At 40.3% G+C, this 22098-nt stretch carries 25 protein-coding genes; 20 read left to right on the top strand and 5 right to left on the bottom strand.

From position 1 onward, the window contains the following. The first annotated feature begins 37 nt into the window (after positions 1-37). The 19 genes from B2906_RS01720 to B2906_RS01630 all read left to right on the top strand — a co-directional run bounded on the left by B2906_RS01720 (position 38) and on the right by B2906_RS01630 (position 16842). Positions 38-619 carry a hypothetical protein gene (locus B2906_RS01720; RefSeq protein WP_219958294.1) on the top strand — a complete coding sequence of 194 codons (582 nt, stop codon included), beginning with the start codon at positions 38-40 and terminating at the stop codon, positions 617-619. 11 nt (positions 620-630) lie between these two features. Beyond that, positions 631-1461: a hypothetical protein gene (locus B2906_RS01715; protein ID WP_219958295.1), complete on the top strand. Its 831-nt coding sequence runs from the start codon at positions 631-633 to the stop codon at positions 1459-1461. A 10-nt stretch (positions 1462-1471) separates the two neighbouring features. Then, on the top strand, positions 1472-2095 hold the full coding sequence (locus tag B2906_RS01710) for a hypothetical protein (protein ID WP_219958296.1): 624 nt from the start codon (positions 1472-1474) through the stop codon (positions 2093-2095). Positions 2096-2101: 6 nt separating this feature from the next. Continuing rightward, a complete protein-coding gene (gene traM / locus B2906_RS01705; RefSeq protein WP_286935386.1) occupies positions 2102-3028 on the top strand; it encodes a conjugative transposon protein TraM in 927 nt (308 codons plus the stop codon). Continuing rightward, the gene (locus tag B2906_RS01700; protein ID WP_219958298.1) at positions 3025-3852 is read left to right on the top strand and encodes a DUF4138 domain-containing protein; all 828 of its coding nucleotides are present in this window, start codon (positions 3025-3027) and stop codon (positions 3850-3852) included. The genes traM and B2906_RS01700 overlap by 4 nt, the downstream gene beginning before the upstream one ends. A 47-nt stretch (positions 3853-3899) precedes the next feature. Next, complete coding sequence (locus B2906_RS01695) at positions 3900-4463, top strand: recombinase family protein (protein WP_219958299.1); 564 nt, start codon at positions 3900-3902, stop codon at positions 4461-4463. Between the two features lie 185 nt (positions 4464-4648). After that, positions 4649-5611 carry a hydrogenase gene (locus B2906_RS01690; protein ID WP_286935383.1) on the top strand — a complete coding sequence of 321 codons (963 nt, stop codon included), beginning with the start codon at positions 4649-4651 and terminating at the stop codon, positions 5609-5611. 21 nt (positions 5612-5632) lie between these two features. Continuing rightward, positions 5633-7225, top strand: coding sequence for a nickel-dependent hydrogenase large subunit (locus B2906_RS01685; protein WP_219958300.1), 1593 nt, complete (start codon positions 5633-5635; stop codon positions 7223-7225). Positions 7226-7304: 79 nt separating this feature from the next. Then, positions 7305-7784, top strand: a complete 480-nt coding sequence (locus B2906_RS01680; protein WP_219958301.1) for a hydrogenase maturation protease — start codon at positions 7305-7307, stop codon at positions 7782-7784. Then, positions 7781-8098, top strand: coding sequence for a hypothetical protein (locus tag B2906_RS01675; protein ID WP_219958302.1), 318 nt, complete (start codon positions 7781-7783; stop codon positions 8096-8098). Before B2906_RS01680 ends, B2906_RS01675 begins: the two co-directional genes overlap by 4 nt. 34 nt (positions 8099-8132) lie before the next feature. Continuing rightward, positions 8133-8363 (top strand): hypothetical protein, encoded by a 231-nt coding sequence (locus B2906_RS01670; protein ID WP_219958303.1) that lies wholly within the window; start codon positions 8133-8135, stop codon positions 8361-8363. Then, entirely contained in the window at positions 8338-9819 is a 1482-nt protein-coding gene (locus B2906_RS01665) for a hypothetical protein (protein ID WP_219958304.1), read from the top strand. The genes B2906_RS01670 and B2906_RS01665 overlap by 26 nt, the downstream gene beginning before the upstream one ends. 7 nt (positions 9820-9826) lie before the next feature. After that, the gene (locus tag B2906_RS01660; protein ID WP_219958305.1) at positions 9827-10174 is read left to right on the top strand and encodes a hydrogenase maturation nickel metallochaperone HypA; all 348 of its coding nucleotides are present in this window, start codon (positions 9827-9829) and stop codon (positions 10172-10174) included. Positions 10175-10234: 60 nt separating this feature from the next. Then, positions 10235-10930: a hydrogenase nickel incorporation protein HypB gene (hypB, locus tag B2906_RS01655; protein WP_219958306.1), complete on the top strand. Its 696-nt coding sequence runs from the start codon at positions 10235-10237 to the stop codon at positions 10928-10930. A gap of 7 nt (positions 10931-10937) precedes the next feature. After that, positions 10938-13196 carry a carbamoyltransferase HypF gene (gene hypF, locus B2906_RS01650; RefSeq protein WP_286935380.1) on the top strand — a complete coding sequence of 753 codons (2259 nt, stop codon included), beginning with the start codon at positions 10938-10940 and terminating at the stop codon, positions 13194-13196. A gap of 3 nt (positions 13197-13199) precedes the next feature. Beyond that, the gene (locus B2906_RS01645; RefSeq protein ID WP_219958308.1) at positions 13200-13475 is read left to right on the top strand and encodes a HypC/HybG/HupF family hydrogenase formation chaperone; all 276 of its coding nucleotides are present in this window, start codon (positions 13200-13202) and stop codon (positions 13473-13475) included. An 11-nt stretch (positions 13476-13486) separates the two neighbouring features. Continuing rightward, a complete protein-coding gene (hypD, locus tag B2906_RS01640; RefSeq protein WP_219958309.1) occupies positions 13487-14581 on the top strand; it encodes a hydrogenase formation protein HypD in 1095 nt (364 codons plus the stop codon). Between the two features lie 103 nt (positions 14582-14684). Next, entirely contained in the window at positions 14685-15746 is a 1062-nt protein-coding gene (gene hypE / locus B2906_RS01635) for a hydrogenase expression/formation protein HypE (protein WP_255590526.1), read from the top strand. A 1-nt stretch (position 15747) separates the two neighbouring features. Further along, positions 15748-16842, top strand: a complete 1095-nt coding sequence (locus B2906_RS01630) for a hypothetical protein (RefSeq protein ID WP_219958310.1) — start codon at positions 15748-15750, stop codon at positions 16840-16842. On the opposite strand, the gene B2906_RS01625 is transcribed toward B2906_RS01630, so the two are convergent. The 3 genes from B2906_RS01625 to B2906_RS01615 all read right to left on the bottom strand — a co-directional run bounded on the left by B2906_RS01625 (position 16839) and on the right by B2906_RS01615 (position 20103). Further along, a complete protein-coding gene (locus tag B2906_RS01625; RefSeq protein ID WP_219958311.1) occupies positions 16839-17546 on the bottom strand; it encodes a sulfite exporter TauE/SafE family protein in 708 nt (235 codons plus the stop codon). The two genes, B2906_RS01630 and B2906_RS01625, sit on opposite strands and share 4 nt — an antisense overlap. Positions 17547-17817: 271 nt before the next feature. After that, on the bottom strand, positions 17818-18612 hold the full coding sequence (locus B2906_RS01620) for a phospholipase D family protein (protein ID WP_219958312.1): 795 nt from the start codon (positions 18610-18612) through the stop codon (positions 17818-17820). A 96-nt stretch (positions 18613-18708) separates the two neighbouring features. Then, complete coding sequence (locus tag B2906_RS01615) at positions 18709-20103, bottom strand: type IV secretory system conjugative DNA transfer family protein (protein ID WP_286935377.1); 1395 nt, start codon at positions 20101-20103, stop codon at positions 18709-18711. Here B2906_RS01615 and B2906_RS01610 point away from each other — a divergent pair. Continuing rightward, a complete protein-coding gene (locus B2906_RS01610) occupies positions 20077-20265 on the top strand; it encodes a hypothetical protein (protein ID WP_286935376.1) in 189 nt (62 codons plus the stop codon). The two genes, B2906_RS01615 and B2906_RS01610, sit on opposite strands and share 27 nt — an antisense overlap. A gap of 30 nt (positions 20266-20295) precedes the next feature. On the opposite strand, the gene mobB is transcribed toward B2906_RS01610, so the two are convergent. After that, the gene (mobB, locus tag B2906_RS01605; protein WP_219958314.1) at positions 20296-21321 is read right to left on the bottom strand and encodes a MobB family relaxase; all 1026 of its coding nucleotides are present in this window, start codon (positions 21319-21321) and stop codon (positions 20296-20298) included. Between the two features lie 3 nt (positions 21322-21324). Further along, positions 21325-21879 (bottom strand): BfmA/BtgA family mobilization protein, encoded by a 555-nt coding sequence (locus B2906_RS01600; RefSeq protein WP_286935374.1) that lies wholly within the window; start codon positions 21877-21879, stop codon positions 21325-21327. Between the last annotated feature and the right edge of the window lie 219 nt (positions 21880-22098).

The raw sequence follows: 22098 nt of genomic DNA, 5'->3' as shown, positions 1-22098 counted from the left end.
TGCAAACTCACGGATACACATATAAAAAAATAACCTTATGAAAATTACAATTAAAACCATCATCATTTCGGTATTCTTGGCTATAGCCAGTACAGGTCAAACGAAAGCGCAGGGTATCCCAGTTTATGACAACACCAATTTTCTATCGTTGATCAAGCAGTTGTTTGAATCCGCCAAACAGACTAGCGAAATGATCAAAACCGTCAAGTTTCTCAAACAGGCCAAAGAGACCATTGAAAAAGTAAACAGTGCGGTAGCGCAATATGAGGCCGTCAAGGAAATCAATGAAAACAACGAAGCTTTGGTCATTATGGTCCGAAACGATTTGAGGGGTATCCTAAATTCTCCTTACATCCATCCTGACGAAATAGATGCCGTTTCCAACGCTTTCAATACCATCATTGACGGCTCACTTCGTAATCTGGAATTTATGAACCAGGTGCTCTCCAATGACTTTCTAAAACTCAATGATGCCGAGCGATTGGAAATATTGGAAGCACATCGGGACGATTCTCAAAAAATGATAGCGGACATCACCTTAAAGAATAAGAGGTATAAGCTCATTATTTCCTTTCGAGAGATGCAGGACAGAATCAATAATAGGGAAACCAACTATTAAAAGGCTATAGCATGTTTTTGTCCATCGGGTTGGAATATGTCGATTCCGTTTTTCAGACCATTAAGGATAGTGATTTTGCGTCCTATGTGATCGGTGGAATGAAAGTGCTGGCCGTTTTGTTTTTTCTGATCAATATTCTGAAAAAGTACTATGAAGGAGGGGCGACCATCCAAGGGGCTACATGGGGCTTGACCCCCACCGAATTGATCAAAAATTTTGCGGTTGTCCTGGTGGTTATTTTCTCTACGGAAGTATTGGATGCTTTTGACTCCATTTTAGTGGCCATAGAAGGTCAATATCGAGGAACGGCCCCAGTACTACTACCCTTGGAACTACAGGATATCGAAGTAGAAGAGGATTTGGGCCTTTTGGATGCAACCACAAAGGCGATGGGCATTCTGTATGAATGGCTCACGACTCCTTTCCTGGGAATACGTATGATTGCGCTAGCATTAGGACTATTTCTTTGGGTGTTGGATCTGTTCATCTATCCCATGTTTTTGGCGGAACGCTACTTTCTGTTGGGAATCATGCAGGCTTTTTTTCCACTGGTCATCAGCATGGCCGTTTTTGAAAAATTCAGACCAATGGGCTATCGCTTTTTTAAGCTGTACGCAGCTGTTTATATGATAGTACCCGCATTCTTTTTGGTCAATGTTTTTGTAAACGAGCTCTATCAAGAAATCACCGAAAACTTTTGGCCAAACCTATTCGGTACCGATTTCGGTAGTGAACTCTTTGCCCCGGTCATTGAATTGGCAGGAGTGGGGTTCATCATTCTGTTGAAGTTCAAACTTTATAAACGCGCTACCAGCTTCACCTTAAGGCTATTTGTCGAGTAATATAAACATCATGAAAAATAAACTAACCCCATATAGAAATATCTATAGCGTTTTGAAACTTAACCGCTACATCGTTTTGGCAGTCGTACTGGCCTGTCTATTGACCAGCATTTTTGCACTGGTAACGGTCTATCGTTTCAATCAGCGTATGCTCAACAGCACCTTTGCCGTAAACACGGATGGTTCCATAATTCCCTTAAAATTGGTTTCGCAAAAGGAAAATATGGAAGTCGAGGCGCTTTCCCATCTCGATTTATTTCACAACTATTTCTATGGAATCGATGAAAGTAACTATGAAAAAAATCTTGAAAAGGCCTTGTGGCTGGGAGATAGTACTGTCGATAATGTCTACCGGCAGAAAAAGGCGGATGGGGTTTATAACAGGTTGCTGCAGTACTCCCTGGTGCAAAAGGTTATCTCGGTCAATACGGAACTTATTTTAAGTGGGGAACGCATATCTTTTCAAACGGAAACCATTTTTGAGATCAATCGGGGATCTATTATCGATAGGTACCAATTAATAACCACAGGCAATCTGCTTCAGGTAGATAGAAATTTCCCTAATAATACCCATGGTCTATTGATAACCAACTTCTTTGAAAACTCCCTTAAAAAACTCAACATTCAAAAATAGCTTCAAATGAAACTAGATCGAAACAAAATGATATTTATCACCATAGTCACCTTGGTAGTGCTATTTATAGTTGGCTATGGATTTCTCGTAATGGGAGAGGGAGACGATGTGAAGTCAGAACTGACCCAGCCTGTGGTGCCGGAATTGAAGGAGGAACAAAAAGAGTATTCCTCGAAATTGGATGCCATCAATGACTTGAAAGAAGTACGGGAGTCCAATGCTCCAAGTATTTATGACGAATCACTATTGGATTCAACGGGACTTTATGACTCTATGTATCAAGAGAAAGAGCGTCAACGTATCGTGGACAGTATCTATGCCTCAGGAAGGATAAATTACGAATCTGGAGAATACAATAATACGGCGGACATTAGTTCATCAAAACCAATGGCCGGCACGCCTAAAAATCAAATCGAAGAAACGGTCATTGATTTTGCAAAGGCCCATCATGAGTTTTTTGCCTACGAACCTAAACCAGTTTCATTGGTTGATTTGGAAACAACAAAAGGAAGGACAGATGACTTTGTTATGGTGGAAGTCAACGGAGAACAAACGGTGAAAAGCGACGAGCGATTGGAATTACGACTGGCCGTAGATGCGCTCATCAACGGCGATTCTATCCCCAGAAATTCGTTGGTTTATGGTTTTGTCCGGTTTAATGCTAACCGGGTTTTTATCACTATTACGAACATCAACAACAAACTGGTGGATTTGAAAGCCTTCGATTTACTGGATGGCAATGAGGGTATTTACATACGAAACAGCTTTACGGGTGAGGCCACCACGGAGGTTATAGGGGACGTGGTAGAGGACATAAATATTCCCGGTGTGCCACAAGTAGGAGGTGTCAAGCAAGTCTTTCGAAGAAACAACCGTAATGTGAAGGTGACGGTTTATAATCAATATCAGCTTATTTTAAAACCTGCATTATGAAAATGATACTAATCTTTATATCGATTCTTATTTTAGGCCAAACAAGTGCACAAGAATTAAAAACAATCGGCACAAATGAAAGGGAGGTTGTTGCACTTTTCTTTCCAAATGAAATTCGTCAGGCGGTCGTTGGTTCACCCAACTTTACTTTTAGTTATAATAAAGAAAACCTTCAGCATGTAGGTTTGTTACAGGGGGTAAAGGGCCATGAAAGCAACCTATTGGTAATTACGTCCACCGATGAAGTTTACGCCTATAAATTGAAGTATCTGAAAAATTTGGATACGCTGAATTATTTTATTCCTAGAAATGAACGTATTGGTTTTGAAAGTCCTTTGTTTATTCCAACTAGTAAAAGTTCGGTATCCGTATTGAAGGATTCTGTGACGAGGAAGACCCCACAAACCGGTTCCCCGAATCGTTTTGAATACTTTAAAAAATTCAGCGAATTTCAACTGAAGCACAATCGAAACAGTCTAAAACGCAAAAGAAAAAAAGGTGTAGTACTACATCTGAGGGACCTGATTTACGACCGAACCGAGGTCTATGCACTTGTGGAGATAAAAAACAGATCTGGGATAGACTTTGAGATGGATTATCTGAAAATTTTCAAGGTAAATGGAAACAAGCGGAAAAAATCATCCTATCAAAAAATTGAAATTGAGCCTGTTTTCAGGTATTCTCTTCCAAAAATCATTAAAGATGGTGAGAGCCGTGAGTTTGTGCTGACCGTACCCAAATTTACCTTTGGTGATCAAGAGAAACTATTGCTGGAACTCAAAGAGCATAGGGGGAATAGAATACTACAATTGTTTTACGATTGACACCCTTTTTGCCGAATCATTATGAGCTATAAATTAACTGAACTATTATGATTTTTGGATATGCCAGAGTATCAACCCAAGATCAAAATTTAGAATCTCAGATAGACCTACTTAAAAATGCCGGTTGTGAAAAAATATACAAGGACGTTGCCAGCGGTGCCAGGAGTGACAGAAAAGGGCTAAATGAATTGATTAAATATATGCGCGAAGGGGACACTGTTATCGCATATAAAAATGACCGAGTGTTTCGTTCTTTAAAAAATATGGTTGAGCTTATAGATAAGTTTAATCAGGCAGGGGTTCACTTTAAAAGCTTAAGCGAACCGGAGTTCGATACCGCCTCGGCAAACGGTAAGTTCTTACTGCATATATTTGCTGCCGTTGCGGAATTCGAAAGAAACCTTATTAGTGAAAGAACTAAAGTCGGACTTGCCAACGCAAGGAAGCGAAACAAATTATTGGGCAGACCAACTGGTTCTAAAAAAGAAACCATTGAGAAATATCATTTTGCAAAATACCTGTACGATAAACAAGACCTACCCATAAAAACGGCATGTGAAAAAGCCGGTATAAGTAAGAGCTCCTTTTATCGTGTTGAAAAAGTCCTATAATTGGTTCCTTTCATGAAACTCAATTAGTTCATCTGAAATTAAATTAGCTTACAGACTTTTTATTTTAAGAGGTTGTCATGAATAATTAAGATATATTCCAAATAACGCAAAATACTCTAAAAATTTTGTTAAATAAGAATCATATTCTTATTTTCATTACTTTTAAAATAAATATCAAATGACTTATGGCAAATGTACTATGGTTACAAGGAGGTGCATGTAGTGGCAACACAATGTCCTTTTTGAACGCCGAAGAACCAACGGTGGTAGAACTTATTACCGATTTCGGGCTAAACATTTTATGGCACCCAACAACCGGTTTACAGATTGGGGACCAAGTTCAAGACCTATTAAAGGATATCCTCGCAGGAAAAGTGCAGATGGATATTCTTGTTTTTGAAGGCTCGATAATTCAAGGCCCGGATAACACAGGAACCATGAACTTATTCGCTGACCGTCCGATGAAGGACTGGATTAAGGAACTCTCAGAAGTTGCGGGCTATGTCGTCGCTATTGGCGATTGCGCAACATGGGGAGGCATACCTGCAGTTCCGCCAAACCCTAGTGAATCTACTGGAATGCAATTCCATAAAAAGAACAAGGGTGGGTTCTTGGGCCCTGACTATGTTTCAAAAGGTGGTTTGCCAGTAATAAATATACCAGGTTGCCCTGCGCACCCAGATTGGATTACTCAAATTCTTGTCGCGATTTCTGTGGGAAGGATAGGCGATGTGCTTATTGATGATTACCACAGGCCAAAAACGTTTTTTACCGACTTTGTTCAGACAGGTTGTACCAACGTAGTCAACTTTGCACAAAAAGTCGATGGTGGATTTGGCCAAAGGGGTAACGGATGCCTCTTTTACGAGGTTGGATGTAGAGGCCCAATGACAAGAGCGAGTTGTAACAATATATTGTGGAACAGACAATCTAGTAAAACCCGAGCTAATCATCCTTGTTTGGGCTGTACCGAACCTGGCTTTCCACATAACGACCTTATGAAAGGTAGTGTTTTTAAGACCATGAAGTACATGGGTACATTTCCTAAAGAAGTCCCAGAGGGTAGGAACAAATTGGCTTACTATTTAGAGGCCGGTTTCCAGAAAGTATTACCTACAAACCATAGGGTTAAGGAAGGTTCAAAATAATAGCAACGAAAAAGAATAAAAATGTCAGTAACAGAATTAAATATATCTCCCGTTGGTCGTGTTGAGGGCGATTTGGATGTGAAGGTCTATATTGACAACGGCAAAGTCACACGCGCCCATACGCAAGCAGCGATGTTCAGGGGTTTTGAGAAAATCATGGCAGGCAAGGATCCACAATCGGGACTCATTGTTACTCCTAGAATTTGTGGTATTTGTGGAGGGTCGCACCTATATTGTGCATCCTCGGCATTAGATACTGCTTGGGGAACAAAGCTAACCCCAAATGCTCTTTTGTTGAGAGCGATTGGTCAGGCTTCGGAAACCCTTCAAAGTATCCCAAGATGGTATTATGCGATTTTCGCCACGGATTTAGCTAATAAAAAGTATGCCGATAAACCTTTATATAAGGAAGTGGTAAAACGCTGGTCAGCCTACGTTGGGGAAACCTTTCAAATAGGATTGACCGCTAGTGGGCTTCCAGTTCAAATCTATGCCTTGTTCGGTGGTCAATGGCCACATTCGAGTTATATGGTGCCCGGTGGGGTGATGTGTGCTCCTACCTTAAAAGATATTACGCGAGCGCATGCAATATTGGCGCAATTCAAAAACGATTGGTTAGAGCCGGTCTGGTTGGGCTGCTCTATTGAGCGTTACATGGAAATTAAAACTTGGGACGATATGTTGGCCTGGGTAGAGGAGAATGAATCGCAAAAGAATAGTGATTTGGGATTATTGATTCGTGCCGGACTTGAATTCGGCTTGGATAAATTTGGTCAAGGTGTAGGGAAGTTTTTGGCAACAGGTACTTACCTCCATAAAGACCGTTATAATAATCCAACAATCGATGGTAGAAACGATGCCTTGATTCAGTCTAGTGGATTCTTTGATGGAGAAAACTATCACGAGTTCGACCATATGAAAGTAAGTGAGCATGTGAAGCATTCATGGTACAACGATCAAGAAGACGGATTACATCCTTGGGATGAGCCACTTCCCACTCCCGCTCCGTCACAAACATTGCATGATAGTAATTTTGACGGACAGTATAGCTGGGCGAAATCGCCTCGATATGATGGTCACGCAGCAGAGGCAGGGCCATTGGCAAGAGTAATCATGAATGCAAATCCTAATAACAAGGAACATCAAATTAGAGACCCGTTATTCGGCGATATAATCAAGAAGTTGGGTCCCAGCGTCTTCACAAGGGTTTTGGCCCGTGTACATGAAGCACCAAGAATCTATAAGTTCATCGAGCAATGGTTGTCAGAAATCGACCTGGATGGTGAATTCTACACTAAACCTGTTGAGAAAGACGGCAAAGGTTTTGGTGCTACTGAAGCAGCAAGGGGAGCTTTAGCTCATTGGATTGAAATTAAGGATGGTGTCATCAAAAACTATCAAGTTATGGCGCCGACAACATGGAATGTTGGCCCTCAAGATGGTAACGATAATCCTGGACCTATAGAAACTGCTCTTTTGGGGACGACTATCGAAGATCCATTAGATCCTGTTGAGGTAGGTATTGTCGCTCGCTCTTTTGACTCTTGCCTGGTTTGTACTGTACATGCCCATGATGCAAAAAGTGGTGTGGAGCTATCGCGATTTAAACTTTAACTTCTAGCACATAGTTTTAAAAAGACTTTCCTGTGGGTAACCTCGGGAAAGTTTTTACTTTAACCATAAATCTAACGAGATGAAGACTGCAATAATGGGATTTGGAAATCCGGTGCGGAGCGATGATGCAATTGGTATTTATGTCATTGAACAGTTGCGCAAAAAGCTTCCGGATTCTGAGGATATTACGATTTTTGATATGGGCACAGCAGCCTTTGAAGTGCTCTTTGGTTTAAAAGGGCATGATAGGATAATTTTGGTAGACGCAGTCTTGAATAGCAATGAACCTGTGGGAACTTTGTTTAAGGTCCCTGCGGAAGAGGTAATGAAAGCACCCCAAGATGACCCTCTGGTTTTTCTCCATGGGATGAAATGGGATCAAGCCTTATCCTATACCAAAAAGATTTTACAAGATGACTATCCAGAGGATATTCAAGTGTATTTGGTCGCTATCGAGAATACTAAACTCGAAGTTGATTTAAGTGATGTGGTAAGGGAAGCTGGCGATAAGGTCGTGCAGCACATTGTGGAAGATTTAAATCAATCGATACCCTCGTGAGTACAAAAATTGCTCTAAAATCTTCCCATATCTATTTAGATGCCGAGCTCGTTACAACAATATTCGGCGAAATCCATTTTGCTTATGTTACCTATGTGGAAGAACAGAAAAAGATTTTGATTACGCCGGTCTCCAGTCAATGGTTCGTAAAAATGTATAAATCGACCCAGTTTCTCTTGAAATCCCGTAACTTGAAGGGAGATAAAACCCTTGCGGTACGTGAGATTTTAATAGATAATGACTTAGATGCATCGGATAGGGAATTGGATTATGAAATCATCGAAAAAACGGACTTGATAAAAATCAGTGTCTAAATAGAACATGACGAAACCGAAAAACAATTGGCTTATGGATGCCGAGGTCCAATACAAGGTCACCCCGACAAAAGGGCGGTGGGAAGTTTTGCTTATATTTATCAATACCAAAGACCCTAGCCAAATTTTGATACAGCATATAGGGGATTACCGTTCAGAGCGACTTGCAGAAATTTATGGTAAACATATGCAGCAAACAGCGGCAAAAGACTCTAGGGGCACACAAAAAGTAAATAAAAATGCTTACAATATTAACAACAACTGATATCTATCAAAAAGTTCAGATGGCTATTGCTTCCGTAGACCGATTAGATGAATTGGTTTCGATAACTGAGCATGCCGACACAATCAAAGACCACAAATCCTTGGTGATAGATTCCGATGAAATTACCATTCCTTTAGATTGGTATGATTTGGAGCCACCATACGTGTTTCCGAAAACATCCCTTAGCCAAGAAAATTTACTTGCTTTGGTTTTCTATAAATTAGGAAACCATCAAAAGGCTTTTGAGTTTATTTCTGAAGAAAATCCGCTATACCATCACCTTTTGATTGCGACACATTTGCATTTCGGATACGAAATTTCCGCAGATATGGTAGATTTTTGTAGCAACACATCCCTTCATAATACCGCAATTCTCGGCTATTATGGTGTAGTTGAAAAACCTCGGGACTTCAACGAACTACAAAATGGATTTGCTAAAGCATTATCCAACGCTGAAAATGATGAGATCAAGGTATTTACCGCAAAGCACTATTTGAATTTACTCTTGGATGCAGGGGATTTAGATAAAGCTAAACAGTTAGCCGAAGAACAACTGGAAATTGCCATTTCCGATGATGCTAAAAATGCGATGTCTACCCTTTTAGCGGGAATTTTAATGGCACAATTACAGGTTCCTTATGTTCGCCAAGAATTGGATAAAATCCATAATTTACAGTTGCAGTCTATTGCTCAGTTTGAAGCTAAGGGCCTTAAAATACAGGCAGGAATGCTGTTGGTCGATGCAGCAGAAATTGCCAATTTTAAGGAAGACTTTATTGCATCCAAAGAACTTATTAATAGAGCGATTCAATATTTTAAAGAAGAAGATATTCCGGAGTTCTTAGGAGAGGCCGGATTCAAAAAAGCGATTCTATTATATACCTGGTCAAAGAATGGAAGTCCTCAATATTATAAGGCAGCCATTAATGCGTTTCAGGATGTATTGAAAGTGTTCAAGCGAGATACACATCCTCAGAAATTTGCAGATGTTCACCACAATCTGGCGTTAATTTACTCTGAAATTCCGGTAGCTGCTGATGAGAAACCAATGTGGACGGCCTTTTGTGCATCATCCTTCAAAGAAGTTCTGGCTTTTTATACAAAAGACAAGTATCCGTATGAGAATGCGATGGCAAGTCATAATTATGCGACCGCCTTAATGCATTTTCCTCCGGCAAAAATTCATGATAACCTGGATAAAGCGTCGGGACTGTTTGAGGAGGCACTTGAGGTAAGAACGGCAGAAGCATACCCCTTTGAACGTGCCCTAACCTTGTTGAATCAATTGGAATTGGGATGGCTTACACATAACGAAACTAATGAGGAGGAGTTGAAAAAATATGAAGAAATGAAGGAAAAAGCCGAGGAAGTAAAAACTTTGGTCACAGATTCAGGTATACTAGAACAAGCTGAGAAACATCTTCAAGAATTGGAAAAAGTTAAAAGTTTAATTTAGGAGCGTTATGCACGAAACATCTATCGTAAATAGCATTATTGCGACTTTAGAACAAGAGTTTGAGGCTGAGAAACTTCAAAAGATGAAAGCAATTCATCTGAAAGTTGGGATCCTTTCAAACATAGAGCCGCGTCTACTACATAATGCGTATGATGTTTATCATTTAAGGGATGGTAGATTTCAGAACGTTGCTCTGAAAATAGAGTCGACACAATTGAAAATTCAATGTGAAGTTTGCAATCATATTACAAATGTTAAAAACTATCGATTTCTTTGTGATAATTGCGGACGACCGAGTAAAAATGTGATTGAAGGCGAGGAAATGCTTATTCATAAAATAGAGTTTGAAGATTGACCTAGCCAGTTAGATATACTAAAAAGTAAGACCAAAAATGGTTAAAAATGAAAAAAGAAAATGGTAGATAAATCAACAAAGGCGGCACGAGGGACTGTGCAATGCGAGAACACCAATATCAATTTGCTTAAAGCAAATGATTTTGTAGCGGATATTATTAAAAAGGAAATGGCTAAAACCAATACTCTTTTAATCAACATAACCTCATCAGCAGGTAGTGGTAAGACCACTTTAATGCAGAAAACTGCAGAAAAACTAAAGGATAAAATAACGATGGCCGTGATGGTCGGAGATTTAGAAACGGAACGCGACGCAGAGCGTATTCGAGAGACCGGCATACATGCCCTGCAGATAGTAACGGGAGGTATTTGCCATCTGGAAGCTCAAATGGTGCATCAGGTTTTGGACCAATTCGACTTGGAAAACATCGATTTGCTCTTTATTGAAAATGTTGGCAACTTGGTTTGTCCGTCATCTTTCGATTTGGGTGAAGACTATCGCGTTACCTTAATGGCAACAACAGAAGGCGATGACAAGCCTAAAAAGTATCCTAAAATGTTTTTGACCAGCGATATGATGTTAGTTTCAAAAGCTGATTTATTGCCTTACGTTCCTTTCTCAGTAGAAGCAGTAATTAAAGATGCACGAGAGGTAAATCATGAAATTGAGGTCTTGCAAGTTTCATCAACAAACGGAGAGGGAATTGATGAATGGTGTAATTGGTTGCTGGATAAAATTGAGCGGAAGAAAGGATAATGGCTAAATGCAAAAAACCTTTGAAATTACAATTTCCGGACAAGTTCAAGGCGTGGGATTTCGACCTTTTGTGTTTAAACTTGCCAAAGAGTTTGCCGTAAAGGGTACCGTATGCAACAATCAGGATGGGGTATTAATTAACTGCAATTTATCTGCGAAAAAGGCGCAGAGGTTTTTAGAGCGTATCCTAAATGATGCTCCTGAAATTTCAGTTATTCAGTCCCATTCGATTTCTGAAATTAGCTTTCAGGAATTTAAGGATTTTAAGATAGTTCCTTCGGAGTCAAAACAGCAAGTCAATATCCCTTTAACGCCTGACTTTGCCATCTGCGAGTCATGCAGAGAAGAAATTAGGGATACAACCAATCGCCGTTATGCTTATGCTTTTACCACGTGTACCAACTGCGGACCTAGATTTTCGGTGACGACCCAATTTCCTTTTGAGAGAAAAAATACCACAGTGGATGCCTTTAAAATGTGTGTTTCTTGTCAAGAGGAATACACTAATCCCGATGACAGACGATTTCATTCACAAACCAATAGCTGTGGTGACTGTGGAATTAAACTGGAACTTCAAGATTACGACGGAAAGCAATTTTATGGAGACCAGAGAATGCTCATAGAAAAAGCATCTGATTTAATCCGAAAAGGAAGCATTCTAGCACTTAAAAACACTAATGGTTATCTGCTGTGTTGCGATGCCAATAATAAAACTACCATACAACGTTTACGTGAGAAAAAGCAGCGCCCAGCAAAACCTTTTGCGTTGCTTTACCCATCTCTGGACAAAATCAAGAAAGATTTTAATCTAAGCTCTATAGAGGAAAACGCGGTTACTTCTTCGGTTGCTCCAATCGTAATTTTAAACCCGAAGGAATCTATTGATAATTTGGAAAAGGAAAGTATTGCACCAGGATTGGATCATTTAGGAGTCATGTTGCCCTCGTCGGCTTTGCTTACACTTTTGATGGATGAATTGGACATTCCAATTATTGCCACTAGCGGAAACATGCATGGTTCTCCAATTATTTCAAAAAAAATCGACGCAATTCAAAAACTAGCTGGATTGACCGATTATTTCCTCCATCATGATTTGGGAATTTCTTTCCCGCAGGATGACTCTGTATTTAGGTTCGTCGGAGAACAACAACTAACACTTCGCCGCTCTCGCGGTCTTGCTCCAAACTATCTGAATGCAAGAAAGTCAGATGATAAAATACTGGCTATGGGTGCCCATTTAAAAAGTACATTCACATTTGTTCCCAATTTTCATACCTATGTGAGTCCGTATTTTGGAAATTTGGATAGTTATGATGTTTTGGAGAGGCTTCAAGATAATCTTAAGCAGTTTATAGAATTATTTCAAACACCACCGAATGTTGTTTTGGTTGATGAGCATCCACAGTATCAAAGCAGTATTTTAGGAAGGGAACTGGCAGAAACATGGAGTGCTGAGCTTGTCTCCGTACAACACCATAAAGCCCATTTGGCAAGTGTCTTAGGAGAGCATGGTTTATTCGCGTCTGAAGAAAAAATACTTGGTGTAGTTTGGGATGGAACAGGATTGGGAGAAGATGAAATGATATGGGGAGGCGAATTTTTCACCTATCAAAATCGTGCAATGGAACGGTTCCTTTATTTTGAGTATTATGACTGGTTGGCCGCAGATAAAATGGCAAAGGAACCTCGATTATCATTATTAAGTATGCTGCCTGATGGAGAAAAACAAATCGCCGAGAAGAAATTTTCTAAAACAGAATGGAAAGTCTACCTCAAAATGTTGGAGAACAATCCCTTGAAAACATCCTCTGTAGGACGTTTGTTTGATGGGGTCGCATCCTTGTTGGGTATAATAGATGTGACTAGTTATGAAGGTGAGGCTGCAATGCTATTAGAAAATCAAGCAAAAAAGTATGTTGGAAATAATGAAGTTGATTTTTTAGAAGGGGTAGTATTTGAAAACATTCCTACAAAAACAATCATTCAAAATATTCACCAGGCTATGGTCGATGGTTTCTCAATTCCTCGACTTGCACATAGTTTTATCCACACACTAGCGCTTGTAATTTTCAAAATAGCCGCACAACATAATTTTAGTATTATTGCTTGTAGTGGAGGGGTTTTTCAAAATTCAATTCTCGTCGAAAAGCTTATAAAACTAGGTGGAGATTCAAAAATTAATATAAAATTTAATCGTATATTGTCTAGTAACGATGAGAACATTTCGTTCGGTCAGTTCTCCTATTATCAGCATATTAAAAAGTAAATTATGTGTTTAGCGATTCCAGGTAAAATCAAGAGTATTGAAATGAAGTATGATGGCAAGGTGCGCATGGCTAAAGTCTTATTTGGTGGTATAACCAAAGAGGCCAGTTTAGAAATGTTGCCGGATGCCGATATTGACGATTATGTACTGGTACACGTTGGTGTTGCCATCAGCAAAGTAGATGAAGAAGAAGCTCAAAAAACGTTTAAGTATCTGGAAGAGATTGGCGAACTGGGAGATCTTACGGATGTAGATGAATATTTGCCAAAAACCAATTAAATCGGCTACTCATGAAGTATATGTCAGAATATCGCGACCCAGAGTTAGCAAAAAAGTATTTGCAAGAAATAAAAAATACCGTTTCCAGACCTTGGTCGATTATGGAAGTTTGCGGTGGGCAAACACATAGCCTTGTGAAAAATGGTATCATTGAGATGTTACCAGATTTGGTTACAATGATTCACGGGCCTGGTTGTCCGGTTTGTGTCACCCCTTTAAATTTGATTGATAAAGCGGTGTATCTCGCCTCAGAAAAGGGTGTGATTCTTTGTTCTTTTGGAGATATGCTACGCGTACCTGGTTCCCAAAAAAGTTTGCTTGAAGCAAAAGCAGAAGGAGCCGATGTACGGATTTTATATTCCCCCTTGGAGGCTGTGAAAATTGCTGAAGACAATCCTGATAAAGAGGTTGTTTTCTTTGCTGTGGGCTTTGAAACAACCGCTCCAGCAAATGCATTATCCGTCGTTCATGCGCATCGCAGAGGTGTAAAAAATTATTCGATTTTGGCTTCCCATGTATTGGTGCCACCGGCAATAAAGGCTGTGATCGATGATGAGGAAAGTAAAATTGATGGCTTTTTAGCGGCAGGTCATGTATGCACTATAATGGGCAATACGGAATATCATCCCATATCGGCAGAATATAAAGTGCCGATTGTGGTTACCGGTTTTGAGCCTTTAGATGTTTTGCAAGGTATTTTGATGGTTATCCGTCAATTAGAGCAAAGTAAGTCAGAGGTTGAAAATCAATATGCGAGAATTGTCCGGGAAGGGGGAAACCCAGAAGCTCAGAAAGTCATCGATGAAGTTTTTGAAGTACGAAATCAAATGTGGCGAGGTATAGGGGAAATTCCTGATAGCGGCTATGCCGTTCGTGAGAAATATGCCGCGTTTGATGCTACGAAAAAATTTAGTGTCACGATTGAAGAGGCACCTGAAAACCCAGATTGTATTTCAGGACAGATTATGAAGGGAATCAAAAAGCCTTTTGAGTGCTCTCAATTTGGCAAGACATGTAAACCTACAAATCCACTTGGCGCGCCTATGGTCAGTAGTGAAGGGGCCTGTGCGGCCTACTATCATTTTTCTGGAATGGTGGAAGCTTAATCAATAAAAACCTAGCTCTGGGCAAGTTCCCATGGCACTTAAAATTAAGAACCTTGTATTTCGGGGTAAAGCTCGAATTACTTTAATTTCGATTATCGAGTAAATGTCAGAAAATAATAAAATACGCATGCAGTTGCAATGCCCCATGCCTAAACTTGACTTTGATGTGATCACATTGGGTCATGGAAGTGGCGGAGTACTAACCAACAAACTTTTAGATAGTGGTGTTTTTGATTTGCTGAAAAACGATATCCTCGACGAACGCCATGATGGTGCTTTTTTGGAATTACATGGTAAAACTGCTTTTTCTACGGATAGCTTTTTAGTATCTCCCATATTTTTCCCCGGAGGAAATATTGGAGAGTTGGCGGTAAACGGAACTGTGAATGATTTGGCGGTTTGCGGTGCTACTCCGAAGTTTCTTTCGTTAAGCTTCATTATTGAAGAAGGACTTCCGGTAAAAGAGTTTTGGGATATTCTGGTAGCGATTAAATTTGCCTGTGAAAAAGCTGGTGTACAGATTGTTACAGGTGATACCAAAGTGGTTGAAAAGGGTAAAGGCGACAAAATTTTCGTGAATACCTCGGGTATCGGACCCATTCATCCAAAAGCAAATATCCGCGTAAAAAACATTTCCGTAGGAGATAAGATTATTGTCAGCGGTAACATTGCAAACCACGGGATGGCTATCATGTCGGTTAGGGAAGGTTTGGAATTCGATTCAGAAATCAAGAGTGATACAACTAATTTAAATTATACCATACTACGATTGATTGAGCAGTATGGAGAAAGCATTCATTTGTTGACCGATCCCACTCGGGGAGGTGTTGCGACTGTATTGAAAGAAATTGCACAATCTTCTGAACTTGGTATCGACCTGATTCAACGAGATTTGCCTATGGAAGAACAGGTGGCAAGCGCATGTGAGTTATTAGGTTTAGACCCCATGTATGTTGCTAATGAAGGACTTTTTATTGCTTTCGTGTCCGAGTCAGAGGCTGATGCTGTGTTGGCCGCTTTGCATAAAGATGAAAATGGACACAATGCCCGGATTATAGGAAGTGTTGTTGCAGAACATCCGAAACAAGTAATTATGGAAAGTGCGATAGGAGGAAAGCGCGTGATCAGTATGCTTCCAGGAGAACAGTTGCCTAGAATTTGTTAATATGGATTTTGAAACGCTAGGCAAAAACGTTACTAATTCATATGTTTTTAAGGGCTCTGAACAAATGCCATTTTTAGCTCCAAGAGGGGTTTTCACCGCGAAAAATAAACTCTTTGTTTCTGATACGGGGCGCAACCGTGTTTTCATTTGGAATGAAATTCCTAAGACAGAATATCAAGAACCTGATATTGTTTTAGGCCAGATTGATGCACTAGAAACAAGTCGCAATTCTGGTGGTCCGGTAACTGCGAGTACCTTGCAATATCCCTCGGGAATATGGAGTAATGGTACTGTTGTAATTGTTGCCGATGCCTGGAATCACCGCGTACTCATCTGGCATTCATTACCAACTGAAAATGGACAACCGGCTGATGTAGTTTTGGGTCAACCCGATTTTGAATCAAATCAAACTAATGTTGGTGGTATTGCAAATGCCCCTTCTGCTCAAACCCTAAACTGGCCCTATGGTGTTTTTTCTGATGGAAGAAGTTTATGGGTAGCTGATACCGGTAATCGTAGAATACTGTACTACAGTGAAATTCCTAAGACCAGCTTCGCTCCGGCCGACGAGGTAATTGGCAAGCCTGATTTTTCGACTAGAGATTATGAAAATCATGAGCCTATTTGGCCCTATTCCGTTAAGGTAAACGCCAAAAGACAAATGATAGTAGCTGATACTCAATTTTATAGAACCCTACTGTGGAATGATGTTGACAAAGCATTTTCAAAACCCGCAGATAGTATTATTGGACAAACCGATTTCAATGCTTGTGGACAAAATCAGTTTGGCTTGTTTCCCTCTTCAAAATCCTTAAATTGGACCTATGATGCCTGCTTTTACAAAGATGGGATACTGGTAAATGATACTGGGAATAGTAGAGTATTATGGTTTGATAAAATCCCTGCGAAAAACAATCCTGAAGCAACAGCGGTCATTGGGAAACGAGATTTTAAAACAGGCAGCGACAATAAAGAAACTTTGATGGGAACTTCAAGCTCCCTGTATTGGCCTTTTTCAATAACCACCCAAGAAAATAAACTAATCATTGCAGATACGGGAAATCATCGGGTAGTGATAACGGATTTAAAGCTCTAAAAACTAAGATACAGCCAGTAGACACCTATACCAATTGCGAAAACTCCTCCCGATAAGCGTATCATTTTAAAAAGGGATTTACTGTTTTGTTTTTTGGAGTACTTCGCTAATTGTCCAAGTAAGAATGTGTAAATCGTCATAGCCAATACTGTGCCCATTCCGAAGCCAATGATATACTGAATACTATCAAATTTATTTTCAAATCCCAATACGGGAAGGAGTAAAATAAAATGTGCTATTCCTGCGAGTCCATGTAAAACGCCTATCCCAAAAGATGACCATTGATTCTGTTTCATCTTTTTATTATGAGCGTGACTATGGTTTGGCTGATTTTTATCATGTTCATGCTCATGTATATGAATATAGGGCTCTTCCGCGTCATGCACATGCGGATGTTTGTGGTTTTTTCTTTTGCTGAAAACACTGTATAATGCCCAGAGTCCTACGATAATTAGAACGGCGCCAACTAGCTGTTCACTATGTTCCGATATTTTCTCTATTGGAATGTATTGCCGAAATAGAAGAAAAAGCAACCCGATCAAAAGCATTCCGGTCAGATGTCCAAAACCCCAAAATAAACCTATTTTCCAGACTTTTCGTCTCGTTTCAATCGCTAAAGGGGTAACCGCAGCCAAATGATCTGGCCCTGAAACCACATGCAATATTGAAGCCGCAATACCGGCAAGTAAAGGAAAGCTCATCATTCAATTTACAAAAGAACAATGTAGTGAAATTTCTTGTCAAAATTGTTTCTGATATGCGTTTCAATTCGCTTTACGTTGTTACAACATATACATTTCATTATTTAGCGCTGCATAGTGAAAATCCTAGGCCGTTATAAATTATAATTATGGTCCTATTAATCGGCCGAATAATAAGACAGTTTGCCTACACTTTAGAACCTGGTAATCAAAAGTCTCAATTGCGGTCTCATTTAGTAGTCCCCTTAATTTACCTTTTAAGGAACACTAAAAATCAACTAAAAGTTACTCTTAATTCCGAAGAACTTTGATTAATAGGTTCAGCATAAATTGATCTGCCCCATTCTTCAATACCAAAAAAAGCCAAGTCAGGATGGTCATATAAGGCATCAAATTCTTCTTCAATTTTCCAAACAGCTTCCGTATCCGTTACTCGAATTCTAGTTTCATAGTTGTATTTGGTACCGCTCTCCGTAAAGTTCAACGAACCCAAATATGCCGTATGGCCATCGATGATATAGATTTTACCATGGATAAACATATCGTTGATTTGATAAGAATCCGGGGCAACGAAAACCTTAAATGGAAAAAGCGATGAATAGGTGTACGAGTAAATTTTGATAAGCTTAGTTTTTCTCCTCGCATATCTGGAGCACAAAAAAAGGAGGAAAGCAAAGCCTAACCCATAGATATAAGTTGAATCGTACGATGTTAATATTAGTACAAGTAGGAGTAGGGCTAATGCAATACTGCCAGCCATCAATATCTTTTGAGTTAGGAACCATCTTTTTCTCACCTGGTTGGCCTCCTCATCCAAATGCCGGTTCTGAACCACCAACGGTTGAATACTCCTTTCCTGGCGATAGCTTCTACTGTCAAATTTATCGGAAGTTATCAAGGTGACCTTTATCCCTTTTTTATGTAACCAAACCAATTCGTCGACCATTTTTGGGGATAGGTAGGGTGAGGATATTTTCACGGAACGTTGGGCGTTTCCGATTTCCTTTAGCAACTTGGTACCGGCTCCGGTACCCATATAAATATCACATTTTGCCTGATTGAACCACACGATTTAGGGATTGGGATAACCATTAAATATACGAAATTTCAGCATCAAAATGAACCAAATTTCATCTTGATTGGATGTCGTTAGGTCCAATTCGCATCATGAAAATAGCCTTCGAACCTCAAGATGTATACGTTGAAAATTGGCGCGAATCTCAGGATGGTTTTGGGCAAAGACCGGCTTTGGGAGTTCTCGTTGTATGTCAGGCCTTTCAAACTTGACCCGCTTGTCCTTGCCATCGGTAAAGGCTATAAATTCCCCGCGTTTCAATCGGAAGAAAACATCTGCGCGAATCTTGCTTACATCCTTTTCCCCTTTGGTAATCCGTGCATCGAAATTCCAATTGCTGCTCTTACTGACACTTCGGGTGGGCTGTTTGATGATTTCAAAAAAGCGTTCATAGTATTTTGCCGTGTCGGGGTCGTTGGCCTTCCCGAAGAACTGGTAGGAGAGATTGCTCAATATGGCTTTACTGGCCTTGTCCCCGTACATAAGATCGTTTTGAATCTTATCCTGGAGTACGTAAACCGTTGCAATATCATAGCTCCTTAAGGTAGCCGGAATCCGTTGCATGTTCAACAATCGAAAAGTGGATGCTTCCTCCGCAAGGAAGAAGGAAGATAGCCGATTACGAATGCTCATTTGTTTGGTAATGGTATGAATAATTGTAGCGATAACAGGGGAATAGGCCGTATCGAACTTTGGATTGTTTACAACGGAGATTAAGGATGGATGCTTGGGATTATTTATATCCAAAGGAATTTCATCAGCCGAAAGGGTCATAAAGATACGCGGTGTACTGATTTTCTTGAGGGCGTTCGCCAAGGTACTCATTACCCCGGCCGTTTGCCGTTCGGAATCGATTCCGGAAATAAATGCATCCGCCATGGCTTTTGAAGTAAAGTCCGAACTAAGAAAGGAAACGAGCTGTTCTGTATCCAGATATTGGTAGGTCGCGATCAGATGGGGCAAGGTGCAATAATCGGGATGTGCCGTTTTAAGCTTCCATATCAATCCGCCCAAAAGTCCTTCAACCGCATCGTTGAAAAACTTGGAAGATCCCGAGGCTACCGATTCTTTTTGTTCCAATAGGTTCTCCAAGAGCACACGGGATATTTCATTGACGCTTTCCTCATCTTCCATGTAACGTGGCGCAATGGGATTGACCCGTTCATAGATATCATCAAAGGAAACTATGTGTAAAGGAACTTTTGGATTCTGGAAGAGGGGATACGCCATTTCGGTAATCTCAAAATGTTTATAGTCGTGAATTACCCCACAGAATCCATACTTGTTGAAATGTTTGAGAAAACTGAAGACAACGGATTCCGTTTTACCGCTTCCTGCTGATCCAATGATGGAAACACCCCTACGGATGTTTTTCATATTCAGCACCCCGTTTCTAAGCCGAAACTTGGCCTGATATTTTTTGGGCATGTTGGTCACATCACTTTCAATTAAGGCCGCATGACAAACCATACTGATGGCGTACAAAGGCAGAATCCATTTGAAGCAAAAAAACAGACAGTATTGAAAGCTACTTTCAAAACAACCCACAAAACCCAAGTACAAAAATATCACGGCAAGACTGATAAAGGCATGGCGGTAATAGCGATGCACAAGGAGTATCAATCCAGAAGCGGAAACGTAATATAGGAGAATGACCGAAAGCATTTGCATATTTTGTTAGATTCCTATAGAACTGGATGACCGGGCCAAGTCCATGGCCTTCTTGAACTGTTTGATTGTCTTAAGCGCCATTTGGACTTTATTCGTAGGAATGTTCACCTGGGGGACCCTTACCCCGGCTTTGCCCAAAATTTTAAATGCTGCGCTGCGTTCGTTCGTGGGAAGTCCAAGTAGGTAGGCAAAATAGTGATGGGGGTCTTTGAGATAGGATTTTCTGGCCTCGTAGGTTTCCACAAAATTGCGTTTGTAGTTGAATAGGGTATCAAAGGTCTTTTCGGCCCTTTTGTAAAATAGATCACGGTTGAAACCGCGCTTGACCATCTTACCGTTCAACTTGCTTTCCGACCCCATGTATTTGCTTCCTGGGGATAGGCTATACCGATTGCTGGCATCCTTTCGGCTTACGATAATATGCACGTGAGTTTGGAAACCTGGTTTTTTCATGCCCTGTTCAATGGGCTTTCCTTCCAATTTATGGGGAATTTCAGAATTCAGTTTTGCTATTTTTTTTTGCATGGCCGCAACATTGCCCGTGAGTTCGCCCCGCTCCACTTTACGAATGTCATTTTCAAGCCTAACGATTTGTGCCCGGTAGGGTTGATTTTCTCGGATTTCGCGGTCAAAACCTTTAAAGGTTCGCCCGTGTTCAATTTTCGCAAAGTATTTGATGTCGTCTACGGTAACAGGTTGGTCCCTGTGAAAGGAAGCCGCATAATCCTTCATGACTTCCCTTACATATTTTTTAAGTAGTTCAGGGTCGTTATCAATCGCCTTGAGTTCACTTTGACTCGGATTGATGGTCAGGGAATAAAATTTGGGTTCGACCTTCTTAAGCTTGGCGGTATTCCCATCGATTTCTTTGATGACCTGTTCCGGAGGAATTTCGTCAGTCGTCTGATTAAAAAAAGGTTCTTGCATTTCAGGTAAGACACCTTCATTTTCCTTTTCCAAATAATCCACGAAATCGGAAGAACTCTGTGAGAAATTGTTGTTCAAATGTTGTTTTGTAATACTGATGTACATGGCTCAGATTGTTTTAAGTGATTCTTTTAATTGAGTATAATCTTCCAGCTTCATATTCAAATACAATTTTGATTTGCCGAAACTTGATTTAGTTACTTCAATCTTCTCTAAGGTTTCCATAAACTGTTGCTGCAGCTGTTCGAGATTTTGCTTCATTACGGTATTCTCTTTCTGCAGTTCAATGGTCTCAAAAGCCGATTTAAAGAAAGCATCATCCTTAACGGGCGCATCTCGTTTGTTGGATGATGGGGATTTTTGCTGCTTGTTCTGTTGAGGAGCATGCTCGAAGAGTAGTTCCATCATGGCCTTGGTAGGCGTTATTCCTCGGTTGTCCATTTCCTTCATGATCGCTGCCATGGCGTTGAATCTTTTTTTAATGAGGTTCTCCAAGGTTCTGGCGGTGGGCCCAAAACGTTCCAAGGGTGAAATTTCATTGTAATGAAAAAAATCAAGCATGGTTTGTAGTGCTTCGGTATGGGTTTTAAAGAACTTTCTGGAAAACTCTTGAAACTTCAGTGCGGTCGCCTTTTTGAAACGTATGTTGCTAAATGTTTTCAATCCTATCGATACTTTTTATTTCAATTTGCCGCAAATTCTTGCCTGTTTATGGGCATTTCGAGACGATTTGACGCAAAAATCAGGAAGCCCAATCCCGATTCTCCTTCAGATTTTAGTATAACTAATTGATAGGCAAGCTATTGAAATGAATCAAACGCTTGTAACGCCGCGCCAGCGTGTTACCCTCTTGCTCTTCCCCCTTAGTTTAGCGAACACGCT

This window comes from Algoriphagus sp. UBA3586, from assembly GCF_002376385.1.
GTDB lineage: Bacteria > Bacteroidota > Bacteroidia > Cytophagales > Cyclobacteriaceae > Algoriphagus > Algoriphagus ornithinivorans.
The sequence above is the reverse complement of the archived record's forward strand: the minus strand, read 5'-3'. Positions and strand labels throughout refer to the sequence as shown.

What these genes read in the sequence shown, in the direction of transcription:
- B2906_RS01720 (WP_219958294.1), top strand. Translation starts at nt 38, where the DNA reads ATGAAAATTACAATTAAAACCATCATCATTTCGGTATTCTTGGCTATA.
- B2906_RS01715 (WP_219958295.1), top strand. Translation starts at nt 631, where the DNA reads ATGTTTTTGTCCATCGGGTTGGAATATGTCGATTCCGTTTTTCAGACC.
- B2906_RS01710 (WP_219958296.1), top strand. Translation starts at nt 1,472, where the DNA reads ATGAAAAATAAACTAACCCCATATAGAAATATCTATAGCGTTTTGAAA.
- traM (WP_286935386.1), top strand. Translation starts at nt 2,102, where the DNA reads ATGAAACTAGATCGAAACAAAATGATATTTATCACCATAGTCACCTTG.
- B2906_RS01700 (WP_219958298.1), top strand. Translation starts at nt 3,025, where the DNA reads ATGAAAATGATACTAATCTTTATATCGATTCTTATTTTAGGCCAAACA.
- B2906_RS01695 (WP_219958299.1), top strand. Translation starts at nt 3,900, where the DNA reads ATGATTTTTGGATATGCCAGAGTATCAACCCAAGATCAAAATTTAGAA.
- B2906_RS01690 (WP_286935383.1), top strand. Translation starts at nt 4,649, where the DNA reads ATGGCAAATGTACTATGGTTACAAGGAGGTGCATGTAGTGGCAACACA.
- B2906_RS01685 (WP_219958300.1), top strand. Translation starts at nt 5,633, where the DNA reads ATGTCAGTAACAGAATTAAATATATCTCCCGTTGGTCGTGTTGAGGGC.
- B2906_RS01680 (WP_219958301.1), top strand. Translation starts at nt 7,305, where the DNA reads ATGAAGACTGCAATAATGGGATTTGGAAATCCGGTGCGGAGCGATGAT.
- B2906_RS01670 (WP_219958303.1), top strand. Translation starts at nt 8,133, where the DNA reads ATGGATGCCGAGGTCCAATACAAGGTCACCCCGACAAAAGGGCGGTGG.
- B2906_RS01665 (WP_219958304.1), top strand. Translation starts at nt 8,338, where the DNA reads ATGCTTACAATATTAACAACAACTGATATCTATCAAAAAGTTCAGATG.
- B2906_RS01660 (WP_219958305.1), top strand. Translation starts at nt 9,827, where the DNA reads ATGCACGAAACATCTATCGTAAATAGCATTATTGCGACTTTAGAACAA.
- hypB (WP_219958306.1), top strand. Translation starts at nt 10,235, where the DNA reads ATGGTAGATAAATCAACAAAGGCGGCACGAGGGACTGTGCAATGCGAG.
- hypF (WP_286935380.1), top strand. Translation starts at nt 10,938, where the DNA reads ATGCAAAAAACCTTTGAAATTACAATTTCCGGACAAGTTCAAGGCGTG.
- B2906_RS01645 (WP_219958308.1), top strand. Translation starts at nt 13,200, where the DNA reads ATGTGTTTAGCGATTCCAGGTAAAATCAAGAGTATTGAAATGAAGTAT.
- hypD (WP_219958309.1), top strand. Translation starts at nt 13,487, where the DNA reads ATGAAGTATATGTCAGAATATCGCGACCCAGAGTTAGCAAAAAAGTAT.
- hypE (WP_255590526.1), top strand. Translation starts at nt 14,685, where the DNA reads ATGTCAGAAAATAATAAAATACGCATGCAGTTGCAATGCCCCATGCCT.
- B2906_RS01630 (WP_219958310.1), top strand. Translation starts at nt 15,748, where the DNA reads ATGGATTTTGAAACGCTAGGCAAAAACGTTACTAATTCATATGTTTTT.
- B2906_RS01625 (WP_219958311.1), bottom strand. Translation starts at nt 17,546, where the DNA reads ATGATGAGCTTTCCTTTACTTGCCGGTATTGCGGCTTCAATATTGCAT.
- B2906_RS01610 (WP_286935376.1), top strand. Translation starts at nt 20,077, where the DNA reads ATGACAAACCATACTGATGGCGTACAAAGGCAGAATCCATTTGAAGCA.
- mobB (WP_219958314.1), bottom strand. Translation starts at nt 21,321, where the DNA reads ATGTACATCAGTATTACAAAACAACATTTGAACAACAATTTCTCACAG.